This window comes from Constantimarinum furrinae, assembly GCF_014295415.1.
In the GTDB taxonomy this organism is placed as follows: Bacteria; Bacteroidota; Bacteroidia; order Flavobacteriales; family Flavobacteriaceae; genus Constantimarinum; species Constantimarinum furrinae.
The window spans coordinates 518810-543781 of record NZ_CP052909.1 but is presented as its reverse complement, the minus strand read 5'-3'; the positions used below and the strand labels follow the sequence as shown (position 1 = coordinate 543781).

Sequence of the window (24972 nt, the reverse complement as noted above, 5' to 3'; positions counted from 1 at the left end):
TCCTTACTTGATCAAAACACTCTTGTACTTGTTGAGGTTTTTTAAACAGATCCCGGTACCGCGAACCACCGCACGTAACGGATCCTCGGCTATATAAACCGGAAGATCTGTTTTTTGAGATAATCTTTTATCCAGTCCGCGAAGCATAGAGCCTCCTCCGGCCAGATAAATACCGGTATTGTATATATCGGCAGCAAGTTCCGGTGGGGTTTGTGACAGGGTCTCCATTACTGCATCTTCTATTCGTAATATTGATTTATCCAACGCTTTGGCAATTTCACGATAGGAAGTTTGCACCTGTTTTGGTTTTCCGGTTAGCAGGTCACGCCCTTGTACCGCCATTTCTTCGGGTGGAAGTTCGAGATCTTCGGTAGCCGCACCAATTTGTATCTTTATCTTTTCTGCAGTGCGTTCCCCCACATACAGGTTATGCTGAGTTCGCATATAATAGATGATGTCATTGGTGAATACATCCCCCGCGATCTTTACACTTTTATCACAAACGATACCGCCTAGGGCAATGACTGCAATTTCAGTAGTACCTCCTCCAATATCGACAACCATATTTCCTTTGGGCTGCATGATATCTACGCCAATACCAATGGCTGCCGCCATAGGCTCATGAATAAGATAGACCTCTTTTCCATTAACCCTTTCAGCACTTTCTTTCACCGCACGCATTTCTACTTCAGTGATCCCACTGGGAATACAAATCACCATGCGCAACGATGGGGTAAGCCATTTCTTCTTTAAGGCCGGAATATCTTTAATGAACATATTGATCATTTTCTCACTGGCGTCGAAGTCGGCAATAACCCCGTCCTTTAAGGGACGAATTGTTTTAATATTTTCGTGAGTTTTACCCTGCATCATGCTGGCCTCCCGACCTACGGCAATGATCTTTCCGGTGGTTCGGTCTCTTGCTACGATCGAAGGCGCATCAACCACTACCTTATCGTTATGAATGATAAGGGTATTTGCAGTTCCTAAATCGATGGCTATTTCTTCAGTTAAGAAGTCAAAAAATCCCATAAGCTATTTTGGCGGTATTGAAATTAAACGTGCTGAGCCACAGCTCTTCACAAATGTACTAAAATTTAGTGCTTAAAATGACGTGTTCCGGTAAATACCATTGCCATTCCGTTTGCATTGCAATAATCTATGCTCAAATCATCCTTTATTGATCCTCCCGGCTGAATTACAGCAGAAATTCCGGCCTTGTCTGCGATCTCTACACAATCGGGAAAGGGGAAAAATGCATCACTGGCCATTACTGCTCCTTCAAGATCAAAATTAAATTTCTTTGCTTTTTCAATTGCCTGTCGCAAAGCGTCAACACGTGAGGTTTGTCCCGTACCACTGGCACAAAGCTGCTTTCCTTTTGCCAAAACTATGGTGTTGGATTTAGTGTGCTTACAAATCTTCGAAGCAAACAATAAATCATCTAACTCTGCATTATTGGGTTTATTGTTGGTTGCATGTGTTAAATTTTCAACCGCGTCTGTAATTGAATCCCGGTCCTGCACCAAAGCACCGTTAAGACAACTTCTGGTGGTGGTTCCGGGAAGTTCTGTTTTTTTCTGAACAAGCAGTATCCGGTTCTTTTTTCCTTTCAGAATTTCTATCGCCTCTTCAGAAAATGATGGCGCTATAACTACTTCACAGAAAAGGTTGTGTATTTCTTCTGCCGTTACTGCGTCTATTTCAGTATTGCTGATTAGAATTCCGCCAAAAGCCGAAACAGGATCACCGGCCAAAGCATCGGTATAAGCTTCTAACACCGTGTCTCGTTGTGCTATTCCGCAGGCATTGTTATGCTTTAAAATGGCAAATGTAGGTGCCTCCCCGATAAATTCATTCATCAGGTTTACGGCCGCATCCACATCAAGAAGATTATTATAGCTTAGTTCCTTTCCGTGTAGCTTATCGAACATTTCATCAAAATTTCCGAAGAAAAATCCTCGTTGATGTGGGTTTTCTCCATACCGCAACACTTTTCCGTTCGTTTCACTTATTTTCAATGCGGCAATACTGTGATCACTATTAAAATAATTAAATATCGCTGTGTCATAATGCGATGATACATTAAAAGCCTTTGCAGCAAATCGTTTGCGATCCTCTAACATGATTTCACCATTATTGGCCGAAAGTACATCCAAAAAATCTTCGTAATCCTCCATAGAAGATACACAAATGGTGTCTTTAAAATTCTTGGCAGCGGCACGGATGAGAGAAATTCCACCTATATCGATCTTTTCAATGATGTCCTGTTCTGAAGCCCCCGAGGCAACCGTTTTTTCGAACGGATAAAGATCTACGATCACCACATCCAGTTGTGGAATATTATACTGACCCATTTCCCGAACGTCATTTTCGTTATCCTGACGGTTAAGAATTCCGCCAAACACCTTTGGGTGGAGAGTTTTTACTCGGCCTCCCAAAATAGAAGGGTAATCGGTCACATCTTCTACCGGAATTACCTTGATACCAAGATCATTGATAAATTTTTGTGTGCCTCCGGTGGAGTAGATCATGACGCCCAGATCGTTCAATTTTTTTACGATGGGTTCAAGTCCGTCTTTGTGAAATACTGAAATTAATGCTGAAGTTACTTTTTTTGTACTGTTCATTCTGAAAAATTAAAGGTCAAAAGTACACAATTACCTACTATTTTTGTAACATAAGACCGCCGAAAAAGACATATCTTTATTAACAATTAAAATTGAAAACTACGCGCGATGCTCATTTATCTTCGAATCATTAAGGAAAGTTTCAATTTTGCAATTAATGCCTTAAAAAACAACAAGTTAAGAACTTTCCTGTCGCTGGTAGGTGTGACCATTGGGATCTTCTCCATCATCGCCATACTGGCAGCGGTCGATTCTCTCAAAAAGGAGATCGAAGGCAGTATGAGCGGCTTAGACAACAGCACCATCATCATCATGAGGTTTTCATTTGGCCCAACCGACGTTCCCCGTTGGAAATGGCAGCAATTTCCCGATGTGACGTATGACGAATATCAGTATGTAAAGCGCAATATGCCCAATCTGGAAGCCGCTTCTTTCGCACTCAATGTTCCACAGGATAACATAAAATTTGAAGAGAATACCGTGTCTAATGTCCAGGTGGGAGCTATTACACATGAGTATTACGAAATTGAAGCTTTAAAACTTCAGGAAGGCCGCTTTTTTAACGAATCGGAATCGAACAGCGGTACACCCGTCATCGTTCTGGGAGATGAGATCGCCAATAATCTTTTTGGTTCTTCGGCTCAGGCTATGGGTAAGAAAGTACGATTGTACGGACGAAGGTTTACGGTCATTGGAGTGCTGGAAAAGGAAGGAAAAGGTATCTTCGGAAACTCTAAGGATACTGTAGTATTGATCCCTGCTAATATGGCGAGAAAGATCTTCGGAAATAACAATAAGAATACTTTTCCCCAAATTATAGTAAAACCCGAAAAAGGTGTTGATAACGGTGAGTTTGTCGCCATGTTAAAGCAAAAGATGCGGCTCTCCAGAGGTCTTAAGCCCGATGATATCGATACGTTCTTTATTAATCAGTTGCAGGGTTTCACAGATTTTATAGATAATATCACCGGACAAATGAATATCATGGGCCTAATCATTAGCGGATTTTCATTGCTTGTTGGTGGTTTCGGAATTGCCAATATCATGTTTGTAAGTGTAAAGGAACGAACTAACCTGATAGGAATCCAAAAATCCTTAGGGGCCAAAAATAAGTTTATCCTTCTTCAGTTCTTGTTCGAAGCAGTGATCCTTGCGGTGATCGGGGGATTGATCGGCCTCTTTTTAGTATTTATAGTTTCCATCCTGGCCTCACAATTTACAGGCGATTTCGAATTTGTGCTGTCGCCTTGGAACATGTTTATCGGTACTGCTATTTCGGCGGCCATCGGACTTATTTCCGGGATCTTACCGGCCATTTCGGCATCAAAGCTCGATCCTGTGGAGGCCATTAGAACCGGAATGTAGGATGTTTGAAGTGAATCGTGAACTGTGATTCGTGAAATGCAACTACAATTAATAGAGTTAACAGCTTATAGAATCTCTGAAACCCGCTCATTTACCCATTCCAAAAAACGCTCGTCTTCCGGAGAAAAAGGATCTGCCATATGCGAATCAATATCTATCTGTCCCACATTCACACCGTCCTTGAATAAGGGAATCACGATCTCGGCCTTAACATACATGCTGCAGGCAATGTAGTTGTTCTGTGCTTTTACATCGGCTACCACGAAATTTTCATTCGATTCGGCTACCTGTCCGCATATCCCTTTTCCAAACGGAATTACCACATGATCGGTAGGTTCACCCGCAAAAGCCCTGAGATGTAATGTGCGAGCTTCGTGATTGGCAAAATAAAAGCCTACCCAATCATAATACCCTATCGAAGCTTGTAATAACTCGCATACTTCGGTGAGTCGGTCATCCACGGATTCACTTTCGTTGGCAAGTATAGTAGTGACTTTAGGTTTTAGTTTATCGAACGGCATGATTCTTAATTTTAAGTAAATGTATTTTAAATTGTCAACAACTGCCAAAATGAAATGCTGTATTTTTGTTAAAATCTGAGGTCACATTCTTGAAGAAACTCTTTAAAAAATATAAATCAGTTATTCGTTTTATACTCCTGTTTCTGGGGGTTTATCTATTATTGAGCCTGCTGTACGGCCTTTATCTGAATTTTTCCAAAGGTGGGTTATATACTCCGGATTTTGTTACACATCTGGTTGCCAGGCAAAGCACGGCGGTGATCTCGGGCCTAAATTATAATGCAGAGATCGTTGCCCATAATACGGACCCTACCATGAAACTCATCGTAAACGGAGACTATGTAGCGCGAATCATAGAAGGGTGTAATTCGGTAAGCATCATAATTTTATTTATTGCCTTTGTGATCGCCTTTGCCCAAAAATTTAAAAAGACCGTGCTCTTTATTCTCGCGGGTTCCGTCTTGATCTATGCCATTAACATCCTAAGGATCGTAATTTTAGCTATTGCCTTATACCATTACCCCGAATATGAAAAGGTCCTGCACGGGGTCGTATTTCCGGGGTTAATATACGGCATGGTCTTCCTGCTCTGGATGCTCTGGGTAAAAATGCTTAATAAAACCGAAACTAATGAATAAACCCGTTCAGATACTTTTGGTTATTGTCCTAACGGTAGGTCTCGTTGCCATCCGAATGTTTGAGGCTGTGCTGTTCTATGATCCATTACTGGAATTCTTTAAAACCGATCATACTACACATCCCTTACCCGATCTTTCGGAAGTTTGTTTACTCTTGCATACAGGGTTGCGTTTTGTGATCAATACAGTGCTCTCGCTGGCAATTTTATGGGTGGTCTTTCAGAAAAAAGAAATATTAGAGCTTTCCGTAGTTCTTTATTTGCTATTGTTTATTGTTGCTATGATCGCCTTTTATCTTTTAATTCATTCTTCGGAAGCAGGAAATCATATGGCACTTTTCTACGTACGAAGATTCTTAATTCAACCGGTTTTTCTACTTCTTTTAATTCCTGCTTTCTATTTTCAGAAGAAATACTGAAGAAATTTATACCTTTGATCTTTCAAAAAAATAGTCATGAAGAGATATAGTCTGTACTTGCTAATCATAGGATTCACTGTTTTAGTGTCCTGTGCCGACGAAAAGAAAAATGAAGAACCTGAAATCGTCACCGTAGACACCCAGAAACCGCTTAAAAGCGATGAAGTAGCACTTCAGGGTCCCATAGATGTAGAATTCGAGGAAGAGGGCATGAAAGAGATCTTCACCAAATATATTGAAGTGAAAACGGCACTGGTGTATACAGACCCTGCCAATGCTGCTGCCAGAGCATCTCAACTTAAAAAATTGCTGGCAAAGCACAATGCCGGCTCAAATGCCATCGACGCCACTGACAATATGGTGAATGCCTCAAACATAGAAGAACTGCGCAGGGCCTTTAAGATTGTTACTAGGGAGATGGAACCCATGGTTAAAAAGGCGATCGAATCGGGGACCGTCTATAAACAATACTGCCCTATGGCATTTAATAATACCGGAGCTTACTGGTTAAGTGAAAGCAAAGACATTTACAACCCCTATTTTGGATCTAAAATGCTTAAATGTGGGCGTATAGATTCCGAGATCAAACAGAATTAATAAAAAATTAAGTATTCTGGCTTCATTTTTGAAGTATATTTGCAGTAATGAAACAACTAATTTCCATTCTCATGTCGGTCTTGCTTTTAGCGAGCAGTACCGGTATTACCTATGCGCAACATTTTTGCGGGGAGTATAAAATGCTCTCGGAAATTACTTTGGGTGAAAAGCACCTCTCCTGTGGCATGGCGATGGATATGCCAGGTTGTGAAGATGAAACGGCAGCTCATGATTGTTGTGATAACGAATATGTAAACGTCGAGACCGATAATACTTTTTCGAAAGCAACTTTCGATATCGAATTCGATAAGAATTTTGTAACAGCCTTTGTTTCGGTTTTTGTACTTCAAACTCCGGAGAATTATCCGGACAAGACTAATAACTTCGCGGATTATGATCCGCCACCCCTCGAACGGGACCTTCAGATCCTGTACGAGACCTTCCTAATTTGATCTATGTGAATTGATGATCCTTTTTACAAGGATGACTATTTCTGACTTTCTTCAGAAAAATTATTCGTTCACTTAAATCATAACTAAACATGCATTTTAAATACAGGCTTTTAGCCATACTTTCAATCCTGATCTCACAAATTGCGTTGGCCCAGGGACCTCCAATTACCGGAGATAAACCGATAATGCTGGGAGGCAATACCGTAGTGTTCAAGACCCTTACTGAGATACGGAATACCGACGAGGGCACCTTTGTTCATGTTCCCATCATGGGGCATTATGTAATCTCCTCCAACAGTTTGGTGGCGGTTCACCTTCCATACGTACATTACGATTTTTCGGACACTTCGGGAAGAGGAAGTGGAAGCACTTTGGGAGACATTAATGTACTCGGAAAATATCAATTCTATAGAAAGGATGGTACCGGGAAAACGTTCAGGATGGTTGCCAAGACCCTTCAAACACTTCCAACAGGAGAAAAGCTGGATATAGAGGGGATGAGTACCGGAGAATATTCCGGTTACTACGGAATCGTTGGAGGGTATGAATCACTCAAATTAGGAGTCTCCAATGAGGTAGGATACGAATGGTCGCCCGAAGGAGAGATGGACAAATTCGTCTATAAATTAGGCTTCGGACTTCCTCTTTTAAAACCGACGTATCCGGTGAATCAGTTGAATTTATATTTTGAATATATCAGTGAATCTTTTACCGAACTCAATGAATATCAGTTGCTCTATGCACAGGGAATTCAGTATGCTCGAAAAAGATGGACCTGGGAAGCAGCGGTACAGCTACCGCTAATTCAGGATTTTAGAGACTCAACAACACGAGATCTTAATTATGCAGTGTTTCTGGGAACACGTTATATATTTTAATAAAAACTTTTAAAAATAAATACAATGAAAAAATCAATAATTATTACAGTAATCGTAGCACTGGTAAGTGTTATGGGAGCAAATGCTCAAAAATCGATGGATCAGTTTCTTATTCAGGTCGACGGACTAGGTTGTCCGTTCTGTGCCTACGGATTGGAAAAGAAGTTCAAGGAATTTAAAGGAATTAAAGATGTGGAGATCGAGATCGAAACAGGGAACTTTTCCTTTAACTATCCTTCCGAAAAGAACCTTACCATGGATGCCGTTCAACAACAGGTAGAAAAGGCAGGTTATACACCTATCACGGCAAAGATCGTAAGAGCCAATGGGAAAGTAGAAACTTCAGGAGTTTCAGAGAGCATGGTGGCCGAAGGTGCTAAACTGGTAACCAAATCGACCGTTGTCGCCGGAAAATGCGGAATGTGTGAGGCGCGTATTCTAAAGAGTGCCAAGACGGTTAACGGGGTAAGCACAGCAAGCTGGGATAAGGACACCCAAATGCTGGAAGTTACTTTCGATTCGAACGTGGCTAATCTGGAAACCATTGAAAAGGCCATTGCAAAAGTGGGTCACGATACAAAATCGCACAAGGCTTCAAAGGATACCTACGAGTCTTTACCTGCATGTTGTCTTTACGAACGTCTGGATCAATAATTAATAAGTTTCATTCCGAAGGAGTTCAGATCTTCTTCGGAATGATTTTTTTAAAGCATTAAAAATGAAAAACCTTATCATCGCGGCAGCCGCCGTATTTACATTATTTTCCTGTAAGCAGGAAGAAAAGCCAAAGAGCTGGCAATTATCACAAACTATAATAACTGAAGGCGTAAATCCCATTGGGATCGCGCATTCGGCTGAAGGGATCTGGCTAAGTGACGGCGATCACAACAGAGTGGTACTTATCGATGAAAACGGTAAAGTGAGAAAAACGATCGATTCTTTGGATAGGCCCATGCATATCTCTTCTGAAAATTCGGAAGTTGTTATTCCCCAATACGGAAACGACCAGATCATGAGATGGAAGGAGGATGTTGTAAACATTATGGCAATTGAGGACAGTCTGGATGCTCCAGCAGGAGTGTGGCGGCGAGGTACCGAAATTGCGATTGCCGACTTCTATAACAACAGAATCTTATATTCTGAAACAGGACAGGACTGGATCTCCTTCGGAAAGGAAGGGAAGGCCGAAGGAGAATTCTACTATCCTACCGACGTACAGATAACCGAGGATCGTATCTGGGTGGCAGATGCCTATAACAACCGCATACAGGCTTTCGATAAGACCGGTAAATATCTTCAGCAAATGGGTGCCGACCAGAAGATGAATGCGGCAACCGGAATTTATGTTTCAGATATGAACGTATTTGTAACCGATTTTGAAAACGACCGAATTCTTGTTTTTGATCACCAAGGTGTTTTGCAGCAGGAGGTTTCAGAAAATATTGCAAAGCCAACCGATCTTATTCTTATCAATGACAAATTGCATGTTATTAATTACCGAAATGGTAAAATTAATGTCTTTGAATGGAAGGAAATCGTTGCCAATCCCGATGGAGAGCATGAAGATCATGACCATCATGATCACGATCATTAGATAGCGCCATTTGATATGACGCTTAAAACCTGAGACCATGAAGCACGATTATCAAATCCACGGAATGACCTGTCAAGGATGCAGACAGCACGTGGAAGATGTTTTAACCGGGATCAAAGGCGTTGCTAAGGCGTTTGTGGATCTTGAGAAGGCTGAAGCGACCATTGAGATGGATTCTCATATTCCTCTGGAGGTTTTACAGCAGGCTTTACAGGAAAAAGGCGCGCGGTATTCCATTACCTTACCGGGCCACGAACAGCAGCATATACCTCACAAAGAGAAGATGCCGAAAGGGAAAGGTACAGGGACGTATTATTGTCCCATGCATTGTGAGGGTGAAAAAACCTATGATGCTCCGGGGGATTGTCCGGTTTGTGGGATGGATCTGGTGGAAGAAGTGAGTATGATGAGAACTTCCCAAACTCAGTATACTTGCCCGATGCATCCCGAAGTAGTAAGGGATGAACCCGGTGATTGCCCCATTTGCGGTATGAATCTGGTAGCTATGGAGCCGCAGGAATCTGACGAGAACAAATCGTATAAAATTCTTCGGAGAAAATTCTGGATCGCGCTTGGATTTACGTTGCCTATATTTTTGATCGCCATGTCCGAAATGGTGCACAACAATCCGATTTACACCTGGATGCCCATGAAATATTGGAACTGGGTTCAGTTTGGATTGTCGATACCGGTTGTATTTTACGCTACCTGGATGTTTTTTGAACGAGCGTATCGTTCGGTCAAGACGTGGAATCTCAATATGTTCACGCTTATCGGGATCGGGGCTGGGGTCGCCTGGTTGTTTAGTGTCTTCGGAATGCTTTTTCCGGATATTTTCCCTGCTCAGTTTAAAACGGAAGCCGGGACGGTCCATGTCTATTTTGAAGCCGCAACCGTTATTCTCACTCTGGTGCTATTGGGGCAGCTTTTGGAAGCACGGGCACATCAGCGCACCAATTCGGCGGTAAAGGAATTACTGAAACTTGCTCCCAACAAGGCCATTCGCATTGTGAATGGTACAGAGGAGGAGATTGCTATAGATGAAATTTCCAAAGGCGATGTGTTGCGGGTAAAACCCGGAGAAAAGATTCCTGTTGACGGAAGCATCACCAAAGGAGAAACTTCGGTAGATGAGTCGATGATCTCCGGAGAACCGGTTCCTGTAAATAAGAGGGAAGGAGATGGGGTGAGTTCGGGGACCATTAACGGCAATCGTTCGTTCGAGATGAAGGCCGAAAAGGTAGGTTCGGAAACTTTATTGGCGCAGATCATTCAGATGGTAAATAACGCCAGTAGGAGCAGGGCGCCAATTCAAAAATTGGCCGATACCATTTCGGGGTATTTTGTGCCTATCGTTGTGCTTGTTTCGATAATTACTTTTGTTGTCTGGGCGATATTCGGACCCGATCCGGCTTATGTTTTTGCACTCGTAAATGCCATTGCGGTGTTGATCATTGCGTGTCCGTGTGCCTTGGGACTCGCCACACCCATGTCGGTGATGGTTGGCGTTGGTAAAGGAGCTCAGAACGGCGTATTGATCAAAAATGCCGAGGCGTTGGAAACGCTCAATAAAGTTGAGGTTCTTATTATCGATAAGACCGGCACAATTACCGAAGGAACACCGTCGGTAGAAAAAGTAGGAGTTTCTGAAGGAGGATTTTCAGAAAAAGAAGTGCTTCAATTTGTTGTCTCCTTGAACAGTTTAAGTGAGCATCCCCTGGCAGAAGCCACGGTACAACACGGTAAAATGAAAGATATAGAAGTTTTAGAGGCTACAGATTTCGATGCTGTAACAGGCAAGGGGGTTACCGGTGAAGTACACGGCAAGAAGGTAGCGGTTGGGAACCAAAAGTTAATGGAGGATGTTAAAGCTGCTGTACCCGAAAAGCTTCAAGTGGAAATCCTTCAGCAGCAAAAAAAGGGAAAAACCGTACCTATGGTGGCTGTCGATAATACGGTCGTGGGCTATGTGGTGATCTCGGATGCCATAAAAAGTACAAGTAAGGAAGCAATAGCGACACTTCAGAAAAAGGGAATAGAGGTGATCATGTTAACCGGAGACAATGAAGATACGGCAAGAGCAGTAGCGAACGAACTCAATATAAAGCATTTTAAAGCTGAAGTACTTCCGAAGCAAAAACTGGAAGAGGTAGAGAGATATCAAAAGGAAGGTAAAAAGGTTGCCATGGCCGGGGATGGGATCAATGACGCTCCGGCCTTGGCCAAAAGTGATGTAGGAATTGCCATGGGCACCGGAACCGATGTTGCCATAGAGAGTGCAGGAATTACGCTCGTTAAAGGAGACTTACAGGGTATCGTAAAGGCTTTTACGTTGAGTGAAAAGGTAATGCGAAATATTAAACAGAATCTGTTTTTCGCCCTTATCTATAATACCTTAGGGGTTCCTGTGGCCGCCGGAGTATTATTTCCCATCTTCGGAATATTACTCTCACCAATGATCGCAGCACTGGCGATGAGCTTCAGTTCGGTATCGGTTATTGCAAATGCGTTACGATTAAGATCTATACGTCTTAAATAGTATTATTATAACAAAACCTTATCAGGACTTTAAGACATTTTTGATCTGTTATCCTATACTTTTAAGAGATAACAAAAATTATATGTCATGAGAAACGAAAAATTAATACACGCACTGGGAAATTGCATCAATCATTGTAATTATTGTGCCGATGCTTGTTTAGATGAAGAAAATGTAAAAATGATGGCAAACTGTATACGTACAGACCGTGTTTGTGCCGAAGTTTGCAGTACTTTAAATCAGGTGCTTTCTACAGGTTATACCAATGTCAACGCACTAGTAAAATACTGTATCGAGGTTTGTAACGACTGTGCCGATGAATGTGGAAAACACGAGCACGATCACTGCCAGGAATGTGCAAAAGCCTGTCGTGATTGCGTTGAGGCATGCAAGGAATTTTTGGCCTAAAATAAGTGATTATTTTTTAGTTAATTTTTAGCCAATAAAATCATCACGAGTCAAATTCTGATGTACATTTACTTAGTTATTTAAATATAATTAATTATGGCAACACCAAAGTCAAACAGTAAGCCTCAAGCTAAGAAAGCTCCAAAAGCTCCAGCTAAAAAGGGTACTCAGACTGCTTCTAAAAAGAAGTAATTCTCGATGGTTTATTTCGTATAAACCTTATTAAAAAAACAAACAAGACCGCTCCTAAACAGAGCGGTTTTTATATTTTTACACAACATGAAATCCACCAAACTTTTTCTATTGTACGCCATTACCATTGTAGTGATCATTTTTGCGGTGGTTTGGAGTAGTTATATGCACGATTGGATGCTAGCCCGACCCGATGGGGGAGCGGATGTGATACGAGTAGATTTGTTTGTGCTGTATCCGCTTGTGATCACCCTGGTGGCGCTATCACTTTACAGTTTAATCCGAAAACCGAAAGATTAAGCCGTTACATTTGTCCATTTCGCTCGCTCATTAGGTTGTCGTGACAATTTGTATCCGTAGGACATCCTTACGATCTTATTCCGAACAAATCCTTACTGCGTTGTTTACGGATCTATAAAAGCACTAGTTAAGCAATTTAAACAGGTTAAGTTATTGAGGCTATTGAGCAGATATTACAGTATTACTGAAAAGACCCCGACGATTAGCCGAGGTCTTTTAAATAAGTAACTATTATTTCCAGCGTCGAAATCTGGATTTCACGCCTACATCATACCGGGCATTCCTCCGCCTCCCATTGGGGGCATCGCAGGAGCGTCTTCTTTAATGTCTACTAAAGCACATTCTGTAGTAAGGATCATTCCTGCTACCGAAGCTGCATTTTCTAGTGCGATTCGGGTAACCTTCTTAGGATCGATGATCCCGGCTTTTAGCATGTCTACATAAGATTCGGTTTTGGCATCATAACCGTAGTCCTTTTTGCCTTCCTGAACCTTGTTGATCACTACCGATCCTTCTCCTCCTGCATTTTCCACGATAGTACGCAAAGGTGATTCTATCGCTTTTGCCACGATCTGAATCCCGGTAGATTCGTCTAACGTATCTGTAGTTAATTTTTCCAGGACAGCCTTAGCGCGTACCAGTGCTACACCACCTCCGGCAACGATACCTTCTTCAACGGCTGCTCTCGTAGCGTGCAATGCATCATCCACACGGTCTTTTTTCTCTTTCATTTCTACTTCGGAAGCCGCCCCTACGTAAAGTACAGCGACCCCGCCGGCAAGTTTTGCCAAGCGCTCCTGAAGCTTCTCTTTGTCGTAATCACTGGTTGTGGATTCTATCTGCGATTTTATCTGGTTGACACGAGTCTTGATGTTACTTTTCGAACCTGCACCGTTTACGATTGTGGTATTATCCTTATCAATGGTCACGGTTTGAGCAGATCCCAACATATCTACCGTAGCATTCTCCAGAGTGAACCCGCGCTCTTCTGCGATCACGGTTCCGCCGGTTAGAATAGCAATATCTTCCAGCATTGCTTTTCTGCGGTCACCAAAGCCCGGAGCTTTTACTGCGGCGATCTTCAGAGAACCTCTAAGTTTGTTCACTACTAAAGTAGCAAGCGCCTCTCCGTCTACATCTTCAGCCACGATAAGCAAAGATTTCCCTTGTTGTGCTACCGGCTCCAGAATAGGAAGCAGATCCTTCATAGAGGAGATTTTTTTGTCGTATAAGAGGATCATCGGATTTTCAAGCTCGGTTTGCATTTTCTCACTGTCGGTCACAAAATACGGTGACAGATATCCGCGGTCAAATTGCATTCCTTCCACCACATCCACATAGGTTTCTGTTCCTTTTGCTTCTTCTACAGTGATGACCCCTTCTTTTCCAACTTTGTCGAAAGCCTTGGCGATAAGATCACCAATCTGGTCGTCGTTGTTTGCCGAAATCGAAGCTACCTGCTTGATCTTGTCGGAAGAGTTTCCAACTTTGGTCGCCTGCTTTTCAAGATCCTTTACAATAGCTTCAACAGCTTTGTCGATTCCGCGCTTCAGGTCCATAGGGTTTGCTCCTGCAGCAACGTTTTTTAATCCTTCTTTAACGATAGCCTGTGCTAACACAGTTGCCGTAGTTGTACCATCACCTGCAAGATCGTTGGTTTTGGAAGCCACTTCCTTCACCATCTGTGCACCCATATTCTCAAGTGCATCCTCAAGTTCAATTTCTTTTGCTACGGTTACTCCGTCCTTGGTCACTTGCGGAGCTCCAAAACTTTTACTGATAATAACATTTCTTCCTTTAGGTCCCAATGTTACTTTTACTGCGTTCGCCAATGCGTCTACACCGCGCTTTATGGCGTCGCGTGCTTCTACATCAAATTTTATATCTTTTGCCATTTTTAAATTACTTTAGGCTTTAAGCGGTTTGCTTTAAGCGCTGTTAACTTAGTTTTTATTTTAATGATTTTGGTGAAATTACATGGATCGACCCTTACACGATTGCAAGGATGTCGTCTTCACGCATAATGAGATAGTCTTTACCGTCCAGCTTTAATTCACTGCCCGAATATTTTCCGTACAGGACAATATCTCCTTTTTTTACGGTCATATCGTGATCTTTTTTGCCTTTTCCAACAGCGATCACTTTTCCGCGTTGTGGTTTTTCTTTAGCCGAATCCGGAATATAGATTCCCGAAGCAGTTTTGGTTTCAGCCTCCTGTGGCTCTACCAAAACCCTGTCTGAAAGTGGTTGAATTTTTAATGCCATTTTCAATATGTTTTTATATGGTTATTATTATTTTTTTGATTCTGTAATTGGCAGAAATTATGCCATTGCAATAAAACTGACATTTTGAAACAAAAAATGCCAGCTTATGACAAGCTGGCACCGATATGTTATAGGTTCACGACAGATTACTGATTGGTCTCAGGCTCTCCCGAAGTGTTGGTGTCTCCTGCGGCACCGGGTACCGGAGTTACAGGAACATTCGTAGTGTTTACAGGATCAACGTCACCGGTTCCTGTACCACCCATTAACGGGATACTGGATAACAGGATCAATACCAGCAATAAGGTTGCCAGTGTCCAGGTACTCTTGTCCAAGAAATCGGTGGTTTTTTGTACACCTCCCAGTTGCTGACTTCCGCCACCTCCAAAAGATGAAGATAGTCCGCCGCCTTTTGGATTCTGTACCATTACTACCACGACCAGTAAAAAGGCCACGAAAATAATTAAAATTAAAAATATTGTAAACGTGCTCATAATTCCTATTTAGTATTCAAATTTTTTATTGCCCGAATTTGGTCTGCAAAGAAACCACTTTTTTCGGGATATTTCAAAATTAAAATTTTATACGCCTGTAAGGCTTTCTCGTAATTCTTTTGCTGTACATAGACCTTCGCCAAAGTCTCTGTCATCAAGGCTTCAGGAGTTTGTATAAATGGTTCTGAAAGATCTTTCTGGTTTTCTTCATTTCTGGTGGGTGCAAGACGGGGACGCTTCTGAATAAATTTGTCGATCAACTCGAACTTTTTGTCCTTATCATTTTGAGCCTCCGCAGTTTCTTCAGTCTTCTGTTTCTTTGCTTCGGAAGGAGGGGTACGGTCGATGGGTGTAGCGCTGGTCAACTTTAACCATTCACTGAAAGAATGGGTGTCATCTTTCTTAAATTCTAAAGGTTTGTCGGTCTGAAGGATTTCTTCAGCATCAGAAGTTTCGGTTTTTGAGGTAACAATCTCTTTTACCGATTCTAATTTACGCTGAAATAACTCAGGATTTAATATGGCTTCGGCCTTTTTAAGCTCAGCTTTTATCTGCTTGTCAAGCTCCAAACTTACTTCTTCCGAAAGATCTTCAGTTACTACGTCCATCTTCATTACAGGGTCTTCCTGCTCCAGGATAGTCTTAGAAATTTCATTCTGTGAAAATCGTTCCGAAGTAATATAATCGAACAGCACATCACGATCTGCTGTATAGGCGGCTGTTTTCCTAAGGGCATCGTTGTATAAATAACTGTCTGTATTGTGAAGCCCTTTCAATTGCAGCGCCCGTGCGCTTTGAAAGTAGGGATATTTTTCTATCACAGCCGCCAGCTCCTCCAGATTAGAGACGTTAAATTCCTGCGGATTCGCAAGCAGATATGTATAGCTTTTTGTGTTCAAAATAAATTACCAGTTTGCCAGTGAGGCATTAAAAACATCCTGTGAAATTCGCTCAAAGATCACATTTAGCGCATCGTCCAGTTGCGATCCCGTGAGTTGCGTCCCTCCGGCATAGTCGAAATAAAAGGAAAATCGCTTCTCGAAATCCTTTTCCACATTCTTAGTATTATAAAACCGAACATTAATACTCACCGTGAGTCGGTTTTGTGCGGCCGTACTTTGTGAGGTGGCCGTAATGGGGCTGATATAGTATTCGGTGATCTCGCCTTCATACACAAGATCTCCATTGTTGTTTACCAGATCCAGGCTCGTCTGATTTAAGATAAGATCCTGCAGTTTTAGCGTAAAATCCCTCGCGATCCCCGGTTCTACAATAGGAGCATTGTTCTGAAAATAATTTACCTGATAGGTTTTTGTCGTGGAATAATCGATATCTGCTCCGGTAAACGAATAGAATTTACACCCCTGAAGTATCGTAACCAATATTAAAAGCAGGCTAAAAATTTTAAGAATCCTCATAGCGTTCCTATAGCGGTAAATTACAAATTATATTGTTTGATCTTGCGATACAGGGTACGTTCCGAAATTCCCAGTTCGTCTGCAGCATCCTTTCGTTTTCCTTTATATTTTTCAAGGGATTTTTTAATGAGTTCCAACTCCTTTTCCTGAAGCGATAAATTTTCTTCCTCCTGGATCTCTTCGGCAAAGTCGTAATTCCCTTTTTTTGTTTCTTCAGGTTTGGACGGAATATTAAGAACTTCCACATCGCTGGGGGCAGTATCATTTTCTTCATCCACTATCGCAGCCAGTTCTTCTTCACGGTTGTTTTCTTCGGAATATATCTTTTTGATCAACTTCGAATTTTCCTCTTTTACCTTTGATGCGTTTCCACTATTCATAAGTTCCAGAGTAAGTTTTTTCAAATCATTTACATCCCGTTGCATGTCGAATAACACTTTATACAGGATCTCTCTTTCACTACTGAAATCGCTTTGCTGTTTTTTGGAATTGATCACGGCCGGCAACTGACTCCCAACATCGGGCAGATAATGCCTAAGTGTGCTGTAAGTAATATTTCGATCCTGTTCCAGAACAGAGATCTGCTCGGCCACATTTCGCAACTGACGGATATTTCCACCCCAGCGATACTGAAGCAATAATCCCGAAGCGGCCTCATCTAACCGAATGGTGGGCATTTTATACTTCTGTGCGAAATCGGCTGCAAATTTTCTGAACAATAGATGAATATCCTCAGACCGTTCCCGCAGCGGAGGTAAGTTGATGTCAACCGTGCTTAAACGATAATACAGATCTTCCCTGAATTTTCCCTTTTCAATGGCCTCGACCATCTTTACATTGGTCGCTGCTACGATGCGTACATCGGTTTTTTGTGATTTTGAAGACCCTACTTTAATAAACTCGCCGTTTTCAAGAACCCGTAAAAGTCGGACCTGAGTGGGTAAGGGAAGTTCTCCCACTTCATCCAGAAAAATCGTTCCGCCGTCGGCCACTTCAAAATAACCGCTTCGGGTGGCAGTCGCACCCGTAAAGGAGCCTTTTTCATGTCCAAACAATTCACTATCTATAGTTCCTTCAGGGATAGCTCCACAATTCACGGCTATATATTTTCCGTGTTTGCGGTGAGAAAGCGAATGTATGATCTTCGGGATGCTTTCCTTCCCAACACCACTTTCCCCTGTAACCAACACCGAAATATCGGTAGGAGCCACTTGTATGGCTTTCTCTACGGCACGATTAAGCTTAGGATCGTTCCCAATAATTCCAAATCGTTGTTTTATCGCTTGTACGCTTTCCACTTTTCGAGTTAAAAGTTTAGTTATTTATTAGTTACAATTTACTTTGTCCAACTGCTTCCCCGATTAGAGTCGCACTGGTACAATCGGTTATTTTTACTTGTACAAAATCGCCCGGTTTATAGTGTTCTTTAGGAAACACAACCACCAGACTTTGCTCGCTTCTACCACTCCAGTCAGTAGTACTTTTTTTCGACTCTCGTTCTATTAGAACTTCCACAGTTTTGCCTAAAAACTGTTGAGTGCGATACGCACTGTGTTTTCTTTGCATGTCGACGATCTCGGTGAGGCGTCTTTTCTTAACGGCTTCTGGGACATCATCTTCTAGTTTTCGTGCGGCCATGGTTCCGGGGCGTTCGGAATAAGTAAACATAAATCCGAAATAATACTTTACATATTCCATCAAGCTAAGGGTATCCTGATGGTCTTCTTCTGTTTCCGTAGGAAATCCGGCGATAAGATCCTGAGAAATTCCGCAATCGGGAATAATTTCATTAATGCGGTCTATTAGTTTTATATACTCCTCACGGGTGTGCTGTCGGTTCATTTCCTTTAGGATCCTGGTGCTTCCACTCTGAACCGGTAAATGAATATGATTGCAAATGTTCTTATACTTTGCCATGGTATGCAGAACATCTTCTGTCATATCCTGCGGATTCGAAGTTGAAAACCGAATTCGCATTCCGGGCTGAGCCACGGCGACCATTTCGAGCAACTGAGCAAAATCTGTAGCAGTAGCCTGTTGCATTTCGGAGGCATTTTTAAAATCTTTTTTGAGTCCGCCGCCATACCATAAATAACTGTCCACATTCTGCCCCAGTAAAGTGATCTCTTTATAGCCTTTGCGCGCCAGATCATTTACTTCTTCCAGAATACTTTTCGGGTTTCGGCTGCGTTCTCTTCCGCGAGTAAAGGGAACCACACAAAAGGTACACATATTGTCACAACCCCGGGTGATACTTACCAATGCATTTATACCGTTGGTGTCCAGACGTACCGGAGAAATATCTCCATAGGTTTCATCTTTTGAAAGCACGACATTAACTGCGTCTCGTCCGGCTTCCACTTCCTCCAGTAGATTAGGTAGATCCTTATAGGCGTCGGGGCCAACTACCATATCTACGATCTTTTCTTCCTCCAGAAATTTACTCTTAAGGCGTTCGGCCATACAGCCTAGAACTCCTACTTTCATCTTCGGATTGATCTTCTTTACGGCATTGTATTTTTCAAGACGCTTTCTAACGGTCTGTTCAGCTTTATCACGAATAGAGCACGTATTGACGAGTACAAGATCGGCTTCCTCCATTAGTGAGGTTGTATTATAGCCTTCTTTCGCTAATATAGAGGCTACGATCTCGCTGTCACTGAAATTCATCTGACAACCATAACTCTCCAGATACAATTTTCGGGAATTAGCGCTGCTGTTTTCCAGAACCAGGGCTTCACCCTGCTTTGTTTCATCTATGATCTTCTCTTCCATACGGTACATCGAGGTATTCGTTGTTTCCTTTTCGTCAATAATAACGCCAGCTTGCGCATGGGCGGATGCAAAGATACAATTTAATTGACGTTTATGACAAATTGACAGGTAACTTTTTAGTATTTTTAACTACCTATGTAACAAACCAACTACTATGACCGAAAACCAGTTAAAATCGAAAATTGAAAGATCTTCGGCTCCAGATTTTGGAGATATTTTGTCGAAAAGTTTTGAACTTTTTAAAAAGTCATGGGAACAAACTCTGTATCATGCTTTGGTGACCGTAGCCGTCGTCCTGCCGGTAATAATTATTACCTATATTCCATATGTCCTCTTTATTTTTTATTTATCGAGTGTTGAAAATGCTGGCCACTACAATGAGTTCAATTATATGGATCAACATGATCCCGAGCTCGTAATTCCTATGCTTATAGTGTATTTTCTTATAGTCTTTCTCGTAATATTGTTGGTTCAGGCCATTGCCTACGGAATTATTGCGCATTACTTTAAGGTCTTGAAAAAGATAGACACAGGATCATTGGAGGAGACGGGAGGGTATTTTTCCTGTCTTAAGGGCAATTATATGAAACTATTTGTAATGTCATTGGCAACCTTCGGAATCTCGATTCTCGCAACCCTGCTGTGCTTTTTTCCAATCATTTATGTAATGGTCCCACTTCAGTTAATTGTTGTGTTCTTTGCCTTTAATCCCGGATTGTCGGTTTCCAGTGTAATAAAAATGAGTTTTAAGTTGGGAAATAAATATTGGTTGACAATATTCGGACTCATAATAATTTCGAGCATGATCGCTCAAATTGGGATTTTATTGTGTTTTGTGGGCCTCTTTTTTACTGCCTATTTTGTACATATACCCATGTATTACGTATATAAGGATACTATTGGATTTGAAGATCCAACAGATAAAAACTTACTTGAAACAGATCTATAAGTCCTTCTTTTTGTGATTAGTAGTTTTTAGGATTTCTATAAGCGCCTCTTTTTCATCGCCCCATCCTTCTATATGAGTGTTGTCATGTGAATCGTAATTTCTGAACCAGCTTTCTAAAACGGATAATGCTTCGGGGTATTTATAAGAAAATTCAGAGAATGTTACCGCATCCATAGTGCGTTTTTCTTTTTCGGCGGGAATACATATCACCTTAAAATCTGCTTCACCATTATCAATAAGTCTCAATACAGCAATGGGAATGGCTTCTAAAATAGTGCCTGTGGGAAGTGCCTCGCAAATTACCATAACATCCAGCGGGTCTCCGTCACCACCCTTCGCAGGATCTGAGTAAGTGGCCGCAATAAAGCCGTAATTACCGGGATAGGGTAAATAGGAAATCACTCTGTCTCCACCGTCACGCTGATCGGTTACAAATTCCTTTTCGATCTTATTATACTCGATCTTTTTATTTGTTCCTGCCGGAATTTCAATAATGCAGTTCACCATTGCGGTGTCCGAGAATGTTGAAAGTGTTGAGATTTTTTCAGCAGGACTGCAGTTAAAAAACAAAAACGCACTTATCACCAGCCACGGTAAGGAAGACAGATGCTCCTGAAAGTATATCTTTCGGGAAGTGAATTTAAACGTGCTTTTCCTTTTGTTCTTCATTGTTAATCAGTGCTAAAAAAATCACTTGAATCAAGGTAGTCAATTATAAAAAAACGCGTGTTAATGAAAGCCTAAATTAAGTCGCTCAAGCGGTGAATTAAAAAAAACACATACTTTTGTAGCCCAAACAAAATAAAATATGGCTAAGAATTTAGTGATCGTAGAGTCCCCCGCGAAGGCAAAGACCATAGAGAAGTTTCTCGGCAAAGATTATAAAGTTACTTCCAGTTTTGGTCACATCGCCGATCTCCCATCCAAAGAACTGGGTGTGGATACTGAAGGAGATTTTACACCTAAATATATTGTGCCCAGTGATAAGAAAAGCCTGGTAAAAGAACTGAAGTCTTTGGCAAAGAAAGCCGATATGGTATGGCTAGCCAGTGATGAGGATAGAGAAGGAGAGGCTATCGCCTGGCATCTTGCCGAAACATTGGACCTTAAGGATGAAAAGACCAAACGCATCGTTTTCCATGAGATTACAAAATCTGCTATTTTAAAAGCCATTGAGAACCCAAGAAAGATAGACTATAATCTCGTAAACGCCCAGCAGGCACGTCGTGTATTAGACAGGTTGGTAGGTTATGAGCTCTCTCCTGTTTTATGGCGAAAGGTTAAAGGCGGACTCTCTGCCGGACGTGTACAGTCGGTTGCTGTTAGACTTATCGTGGAGCGCGAACGAGAGATCGAAGCGTTTACTCCTGTAGGATCGTATAGAATTGATGCCGAATTCACCACATTGGAAGGAAGCAAATTCAAAGCGAAACTTCCTAAGAATTTTGAAACCGAACAAGAAGCCCGCGACTTTTTACAAAAAAACCTCAATGCGTCCTATTCAGTTTCAGAGCTGGCTAAAAAACCCGCTAAAAAATCTCCGGCACCTCCGTTTACCACGTCGACCTTACAACAGGAAGCTTCCAGGAAATTATATTTTTCAGTAGGAAAGACAATGACCATCGCTCAAAAGCTTTACGAAGCCGGTAGCATTACGTATATGAGAACCGATAGCGTAAACTTGTCCAACGACGCAAAGGCTGCTGCTCAGAAAGAAATAGAATCGTCCTATGGCAGTAATTACAGTCAGCCACGAAATTTCAAAGGCAAATCGAAAGGAGCTCAGGAAGCTCACGAAGCCATCAGGCCAACAGATATGTCGTTGCATACCATAGAAGGAGATTACGATCAAGCCAGACTGTACGATCTTATATGGAAGCGCACCATTGCTTCTCAAATGAGCGATGCCAAACTGGAACGGACCAATGTGAAGATTGGAATTACCTCTTCGGAACAAGTTAATGAGAATTTTGTGGCGAATGGTGAAATGATAAAGTTCGACGGATTCCTGAAAGTATATCTGGAAGGTACCGATTTTGAAGAAGAAGAGCAGGAAGGAATGTTACCGAATCTTTCTAAGGGAGATGCTTTAGAGAATAATTACGTAACCGCAACACAACGCTTTACACGTCCGCCTTACCGCTATACCGAAGCATCTTTGGTAAAGCAACTGGAGGAACTGGGTATTGGGCGTCCGTCTACATATGCTCCTACTATTTCTACCATCATTAATCGGAATTACGTGGAAAAGGGAACGGTAGAAGGCGTGGAGCGAAACTATCTTCAGCTAACACTTGAAAACGATGCTGTAAAAGAGAAAACCCTTACCGAAACCGTAGGTAGTGATAAAGGGAAAATGGTTCCAACCGATATTGGGATGATCGTGAATGATTTTCTGGTAGATCACTTCGGAAACATACTCGATTACAATTTTACGGCGAAGGTAGAAGAGGATTTTGATGATATAGCAGAAGGAAAAGAAGAATGGACAAAAATGATGAAGGATTTCTACGGAAAATTTCATCCCCGTGTTGAAGATGTTCAGGAAAATGCAGATCGCGAAAGCGGCGAACGAATTTTAGGTGAGGATCCCGAAACCGGTAAACCCATTTTGGTAAGATTAGGAAAATACGGTCCTATGGCTCAAATAGGTGATCCGGAAGATGAAGATAAAAAATTTGCCAGTCTGCGCCCCGACCAGCAATTACATCTGGTTACTTTTGAGGAGGTAATGGACCTGTTTAAACTTCCCAAGACTCTGGGTGTATACGACGGAGAAGAGGTTGAGGTGAATAATGGTCGCTTTGGTCCCTACGTTCGACTTGGGAAGAAGTTTATTTCGTTGCCAAAGGGAGTGGACCCGTTAGATGTGGATATGGCTATGGCGAAAGAGCTGATCGAAGAAAAGAAAAAGGCCGATGCACCTATATATATGTATGAAGGATTGCCGGTTCAGAAAGGGAAAGGTAGATTTGGTCCTTTTATAAAATGGAATAATATGTTCATTAACGTGAACAAGAAATACGACTTCGATAATCTTTCCGAGGCAGACATTGAAGAACTTATAGAAGCCAAGAAGCAAAAAGAGATCGATAAGCTCATCAACGAATGGCCGGAAGAAGGGATAAGGCTTGAGAAGGCGCGATGGGGTCGATTTAACCTTATAAAAGGTAAAACCAAGGTAGAATTGCCAAAATCAACCAAGGCAGATAAGATCACATTGGAGGAGGCACAGGCGTTACTCGAGAAAAAGGCTCCTAAAAAGAAGACAACCCGTAAGAAGACAACTACCAAGAAAAAATAATGATAGAATTTCTCTCTCCTGTCTCTAAATCAGTTATCGCCCACAGGGAGGTATTGCCGCCCGGTGTATTGGGAAAGCAAATAAAGATTCATAAAACAGCCGGAGACCTTCCCGACATTGGGAATGCAAAATTTGCCCTGCTTGGAATTAAAGAAAACCGTAATGATATCAATTTTATGGGTGAAAGTTTGTCTTTTGATGCTTTCAGAAAGACATTTTATGCGCTCTTCCCCGGAAACTGGAATCATTCCATAGTGGATCTTGGTGATATTGAAAAAGGCGAAACGGTTGAAGACACCTATTTTGCGGTGAAAACTGTGCTTGCAGCGCTGCATGCAAAAAGAATTATCCCATTGGTGCTTGGAGGGAGTCAGGACCTCTTATATGCGCAGTACCGGTCGTATGACGATAATGGATCCATGGTAAATCTGGTGAACATCGATCGCAATTTCGATCTTGGCGATGCCGAAAAGGAGATCTCGAATGCATCCTATGTAGGGAAGATCATCGTAGACAAGCCATACAACCTATTTAATTATTCAGCGTTGGGGTATCAATCCTATTTTAATCCGCCTCAGGAGATCGCGTTGATGGATAAATTATATTTTGATGCCTATCGTTTGGGCGAATTAACTACCGATATAACGCTGGTAGAGCCTATTATGCGGAATGCAGATATAGTCGCTTTGGATGTTGCTGCAATAAAAAGCTCAGAATTAAGTTATAAAAATAGTGCAAGTCCCAACGGCTTTGACGGCCGGGAGATTTGTGCGATAGCACGCTATGCAGGAATAAGTAACCGCGTGAGCTCCTTTGGGATCTACGAATTGAAAGATTATACATCTGCAGAAAGTGCTGCCATGCTAATAGCACAAATTCTATGGTATTTTGTAGAAGGGGTGAATTTTAGAGTGGCCGATGAGGATTTTGATAATGAATCGCATTACACCACGTATAAGGTACCTGTTGACGAAGAGGTGCTTGTTTTTAAGAAAAGCAATAAAACGGGCAGGTGGTGGATAGAATTGCCTTTTATTTCAAATGTTAATAATAAATTAAAAAGAAGAACGTTATTACCTTGCACTTATGGCGAATATTTGGGTGCAACAAATCAGGAAATTCCTGAGAGGTGGTATAAAGCCCGCCGAAAGAATGAAGTGTGACCAAACAAACTAAGTAAAACTAAGGTTTAAGGGTTTTTTAAGAAAATTGTTGTTTTTTTAAAATTTTATAAA

25 protein-coding genes are annotated in these 24972 nt (G+C 41.8%); 14 read left to right on the top strand and 11 right to left on the bottom strand.

Features of this window, described 5'->3' with window-relative positions; all coding sequences use genetic code 11:
• Positions 1-3: 3 nt before the first annotated feature.
• Both ALE3EI_RS02550 and purH read right to left on the bottom strand, forming a co-directional pair.
• Positions 4-1032, bottom strand: a complete 1029-nt coding sequence (locus ALE3EI_RS02550; protein WP_186990531.1) for a rod shape-determining protein — start codon at positions 1030-1032, stop codon at positions 4-6.
• 65 nt (positions 1033-1097) lie between these two features.
• Complete coding sequence (gene purH, locus ALE3EI_RS02545; RefSeq protein WP_186990529.1) at positions 1098-2630, bottom strand: bifunctional phosphoribosylaminoimidazolecarboxamide formyltransferase/IMP cyclohydrolase; 1533 nt, start codon at positions 2628-2630, stop codon at positions 1098-1100.
• 108 nt (positions 2631-2738) lie between these two features.
• Between purH and ALE3EI_RS02540 the strand changes: the two genes are divergently transcribed.
• Entirely contained in the window at positions 2739-3995 is a 1257-nt protein-coding gene (locus ALE3EI_RS02540) for an ABC transporter permease (protein WP_186990527.1), read from the top strand.
• A gap of 65 nt (positions 3996-4060) precedes the next feature.
• Here ALE3EI_RS02540 and ALE3EI_RS02535 read toward each other — a convergent pair whose 3' ends face one another.
• A complete protein-coding gene (locus ALE3EI_RS02535; protein WP_186990525.1) occupies positions 4061-4516 on the bottom strand; it encodes a GAF domain-containing protein in 456 nt (151 codons plus the stop codon).
• A gap of 89 nt (positions 4517-4605) precedes the next feature.
• Between ALE3EI_RS02535 and xrtF the strand changes: the two genes are divergently transcribed.
• The 10 genes from xrtF (at position 4606) to ALE3EI_RS02485 (ending at position 12532) form a co-directional block, all read left to right on the top strand.
• Positions 4606-5154: an exosortase family protein XrtF gene (gene xrtF, locus ALE3EI_RS02530; protein ID WP_186990522.1), complete on the top strand. Its 549-nt coding sequence runs from the start codon at positions 4606-4608 to the stop codon at positions 5152-5154.
• On the top strand, positions 5147-5572 hold the full coding sequence (locus ALE3EI_RS02525; RefSeq protein ID WP_186990520.1) for an exosortase F system-associated membrane protein: 426 nt from the start codon (positions 5147-5149) through the stop codon (positions 5570-5572). Before xrtF ends, ALE3EI_RS02525 begins: the two co-directional genes overlap by 8 nt.
• 36 nt (positions 5573-5608) lie before the next feature.
• Positions 5609-6169 carry a DUF3347 domain-containing protein gene (locus ALE3EI_RS02520; protein WP_186990518.1) on the top strand — a complete coding sequence of 187 codons (561 nt, stop codon included), beginning with the start codon at positions 5609-5611 and terminating at the stop codon, positions 6167-6169.
• Positions 6170-6216: 47 nt separating this feature from the next.
• The gene (locus ALE3EI_RS02515; protein ID WP_186990516.1) at positions 6217-6621 is read left to right on the top strand and encodes an HYC_CC_PP family protein; all 405 of its coding nucleotides are present in this window, start codon (positions 6217-6219) and stop codon (positions 6619-6621) included.
• Positions 6622-6710: 89 nt separating this feature from the next.
• The gene (locus ALE3EI_RS02510) at positions 6711-7499 is read left to right on the top strand and encodes a hypothetical protein (protein ID WP_186990514.1); all 789 of its coding nucleotides are present in this window, start codon (positions 6711-6713) and stop codon (positions 7497-7499) included.
• 24 nt (positions 7500-7523) lie between these two features.
• Positions 7524-8153: a heavy-metal-associated domain-containing protein gene (locus ALE3EI_RS02505; RefSeq protein WP_186990512.1), complete on the top strand. Its 630-nt coding sequence runs from the start codon at positions 7524-7526 to the stop codon at positions 8151-8153.
• A gap of 64 nt (positions 8154-8217) precedes the next feature.
• Positions 8218-9093 (top strand): NHL repeat-containing protein, encoded by an 876-nt coding sequence (locus ALE3EI_RS02500; RefSeq protein WP_186990510.1) that lies wholly within the window; start codon positions 8218-8220, stop codon positions 9091-9093.
• Between the two features lie 37 nt (positions 9094-9130).
• Positions 9131-11632, top strand: coding sequence for a heavy metal translocating P-type ATPase (locus tag ALE3EI_RS02495; RefSeq protein ID WP_186990508.1), 2502 nt, complete (start codon positions 9131-9133; stop codon positions 11630-11632).
• An 87-nt stretch (positions 11633-11719) separates the two neighbouring features.
• A complete protein-coding gene (locus ALE3EI_RS02490; RefSeq protein WP_186990506.1) occupies positions 11720-12040 on the top strand; it encodes a four-helix bundle copper-binding protein in 321 nt (106 codons plus the stop codon).
• A gap of 279 nt (positions 12041-12319) precedes the next feature.
• A complete protein-coding gene (locus ALE3EI_RS02485) occupies positions 12320-12532 on the top strand; it encodes a hypothetical protein (RefSeq protein WP_186990504.1) in 213 nt (70 codons plus the stop codon).
• Positions 12533-12795: 263 nt separating this feature from the next.
• On the opposite strand, the gene groL is transcribed toward ALE3EI_RS02485, so the two are convergent.
• From groL to miaB, 7 genes are all read right to left on the bottom strand, one after another.
• Complete coding sequence (gene groL / locus ALE3EI_RS02480) at positions 12796-14427, bottom strand: chaperonin GroEL (RefSeq protein WP_186990502.1); 1632 nt, start codon at positions 14425-14427, stop codon at positions 12796-12798.
• 94 nt (positions 14428-14521) lie between these two features.
• Positions 14522-14797, bottom strand: a complete 276-nt coding sequence (locus ALE3EI_RS02475) for a co-chaperone GroES (protein ID WP_186990500.1) — start codon at positions 14795-14797, stop codon at positions 14522-14524.
• 146 nt (positions 14798-14943) lie between these two features.
• Complete coding sequence (gene secG, locus ALE3EI_RS02470) at positions 14944-15291, bottom strand: preprotein translocase subunit SecG (protein ID WP_186990498.1); 348 nt, start codon at positions 15289-15291, stop codon at positions 14944-14946.
• 5 nt (positions 15292-15296) lie between these two features.
• Complete coding sequence (locus tag ALE3EI_RS02465) at positions 15297-16190, bottom strand: hypothetical protein (RefSeq protein WP_186990496.1); 894 nt, start codon at positions 16188-16190, stop codon at positions 15297-15299.
• Positions 16191-16196: 6 nt separating this feature from the next.
• The gene (locus ALE3EI_RS02460; protein WP_186990494.1) at positions 16197-16709 is read right to left on the bottom strand and encodes an LptE family protein; all 513 of its coding nucleotides are present in this window, start codon (positions 16707-16709) and stop codon (positions 16197-16199) included.
• 20 nt (positions 16710-16729) lie between these two features.
• Complete coding sequence (locus ALE3EI_RS02455; protein WP_186990492.1) at positions 16730-18007, bottom strand: sigma-54 interaction domain-containing protein; 1278 nt, start codon at positions 18005-18007, stop codon at positions 16730-16732.
• Positions 18008-18038: 31 nt separating this feature from the next.
• Positions 18039-19484, bottom strand: coding sequence for a tRNA (N6-isopentenyl adenosine(37)-C2)-methylthiotransferase MiaB (miaB, locus tag ALE3EI_RS02450; protein WP_186990490.1), 1446 nt, complete (start codon positions 19482-19484; stop codon positions 18039-18041).
• A 154-nt stretch (positions 19485-19638) separates the two neighbouring features.
• On the opposite strand from miaB, the gene ALE3EI_RS02445 reads away from it, so the two are divergent.
• Complete coding sequence (locus ALE3EI_RS02445; protein ID WP_186990488.1) at positions 19639-20433, top strand: hypothetical protein; 795 nt, start codon at positions 19639-19641, stop codon at positions 20431-20433.
• Here the strand turns inward: ALE3EI_RS02445 and ALE3EI_RS02440 are convergent.
• Positions 20428-21102 carry an inorganic diphosphatase gene (locus ALE3EI_RS02440; protein WP_186990486.1) on the bottom strand — a complete coding sequence of 225 codons (675 nt, stop codon included), beginning with the start codon at positions 21100-21102 and terminating at the stop codon, positions 20428-20430. The genes ALE3EI_RS02445 and ALE3EI_RS02440 overlap by 6 nt on opposite strands.
• A 139-nt stretch (positions 21103-21241) precedes the next feature.
• Here ALE3EI_RS02440 and topA point away from each other — a divergent pair, with 139 nt between their 5' ends.
• Both topA and ALE3EI_RS02430 read left to right on the top strand, forming a co-directional pair.
• Positions 21242-23737, top strand: a complete 2496-nt coding sequence (gene topA, locus ALE3EI_RS02435; protein ID WP_186990483.1) for a type I DNA topoisomerase — start codon at positions 21242-21244, stop codon at positions 23735-23737.
• Positions 23737-24900 carry a formimidoylglutamase gene (locus ALE3EI_RS02430; protein ID WP_317172975.1) on the top strand — a complete coding sequence of 388 codons (1164 nt, stop codon included), beginning with the start codon at positions 23737-23739 and terminating at the stop codon, positions 24898-24900. Before topA ends, ALE3EI_RS02430 begins: the two co-directional genes overlap by 1 nt.
• The last annotated feature ends 72 nt before the right edge of the window (positions 24901-24972 follow it).

Excerpts from the sequence above, each read along its gene's own strand:
- ALE3EI_RS02525 (WP_186990520.1), top strand. The coding sequence starts at position 5,147 with ATGAATAAACCCGTTCAGATACTTTTGGTTATTGTCCTAACGGTAGGT.
- ALE3EI_RS02485 (WP_186990504.1), top strand. The coding sequence starts at position 12,320 with ATGAAATCCACCAAACTTTTTCTATTGTACGCCATTACCATTGTAGTG.
- ALE3EI_RS02460 (WP_186990494.1), bottom strand. The coding sequence starts at position 16,709 with ATGAGGATTCTTAAAATTTTTAGCCTGCTTTTAATATTGGTTACGATA.
- ALE3EI_RS02505 (WP_186990512.1), top strand. The coding sequence starts at position 7,524 with ATGAAAAAATCAATAATTATTACAGTAATCGTAGCACTGGTAAGTGTT.
- secG (WP_186990498.1), bottom strand. The coding sequence starts at position 15,291 with ATGAGCACGTTTACAATATTTTTAATTTTAATTATTTTCGTGGCCTTT.
- ALE3EI_RS02490 (WP_186990506.1), top strand. The coding sequence starts at position 11,720 with ATGAGAAACGAAAAATTAATACACGCACTGGGAAATTGCATCAATCAT.
- groL (WP_186990502.1), bottom strand. The coding sequence starts at position 14,427 with ATGGCAAAAGATATAAAATTTGATGTAGAAGCACGCGACGCCATAAAG.
- ALE3EI_RS02510 (WP_186990514.1), top strand. The coding sequence starts at position 6,711 with ATGCATTTTAAATACAGGCTTTTAGCCATACTTTCAATCCTGATCTCA.
- ALE3EI_RS02445 (WP_186990488.1), top strand. The coding sequence starts at position 19,639 with ATGACCGAAAACCAGTTAAAATCGAAAATTGAAAGATCTTCGGCTCCA.
- ALE3EI_RS02500 (WP_186990510.1), top strand. The coding sequence starts at position 8,218 with ATGAAAAACCTTATCATCGCGGCAGCCGCCGTATTTACATTATTTTCC.
- purH (WP_186990529.1), bottom strand. The coding sequence starts at position 2,630 with ATGAACAGTACAAAAAAAGTAACTTCAGCATTAATTTCAGTATTTCAC.
- ALE3EI_RS02440 (WP_186990486.1), bottom strand. The coding sequence starts at position 21,102 with ATGAAGAACAAAAGGAAAAGCACGTTTAAATTCACTTCCCGAAAGATA.
- ALE3EI_RS02475 (WP_186990500.1), bottom strand. The coding sequence starts at position 14,797 with ATGGCATTAAAAATTCAACCACTTTCAGACAGGGTTTTGGTAGAGCCA.
- ALE3EI_RS02430 (WP_317172975.1), top strand. The coding sequence starts at position 23,737 with ATGATAGAATTTCTCTCTCCTGTCTCTAAATCAGTTATCGCCCACAGG.
- ALE3EI_RS02540 (WP_186990527.1), top strand. The coding sequence starts at position 2,739 with ATGCTCATTTATCTTCGAATCATTAAGGAAAGTTTCAATTTTGCAATT.
- ALE3EI_RS02535 (WP_186990525.1), bottom strand. The coding sequence starts at position 4,516 with ATGCCGTTCGATAAACTAAAACCTAAAGTCACTACTATACTTGCCAAC.
- ALE3EI_RS02520 (WP_186990518.1), top strand. The coding sequence starts at position 5,609 with ATGAAGAGATATAGTCTGTACTTGCTAATCATAGGATTCACTGTTTTA.
- ALE3EI_RS02495 (WP_186990508.1), top strand. The coding sequence starts at position 9,131 with ATGAAGCACGATTATCAAATCCACGGAATGACCTGTCAAGGATGCAGA.
- ALE3EI_RS02515 (WP_186990516.1), top strand. The coding sequence starts at position 6,217 with ATGAAACAACTAATTTCCATTCTCATGTCGGTCTTGCTTTTAGCGAGC.
- miaB (WP_186990490.1), bottom strand. The coding sequence starts at position 19,484 with ATGGAAGAGAAGATCATAGATGAAACAAAGCAGGGTGAAGCCCTGGTT.
- topA (WP_186990483.1), top strand. The coding sequence starts at position 21,242 with ATGGCTAAGAATTTAGTGATCGTAGAGTCCCCCGCGAAGGCAAAGACC.
- ALE3EI_RS02550 (WP_186990531.1), bottom strand. The coding sequence starts at position 1,032 with ATGGGATTTTTTGACTTCTTAACTGAAGAAATAGCCATCGATTTAGGA.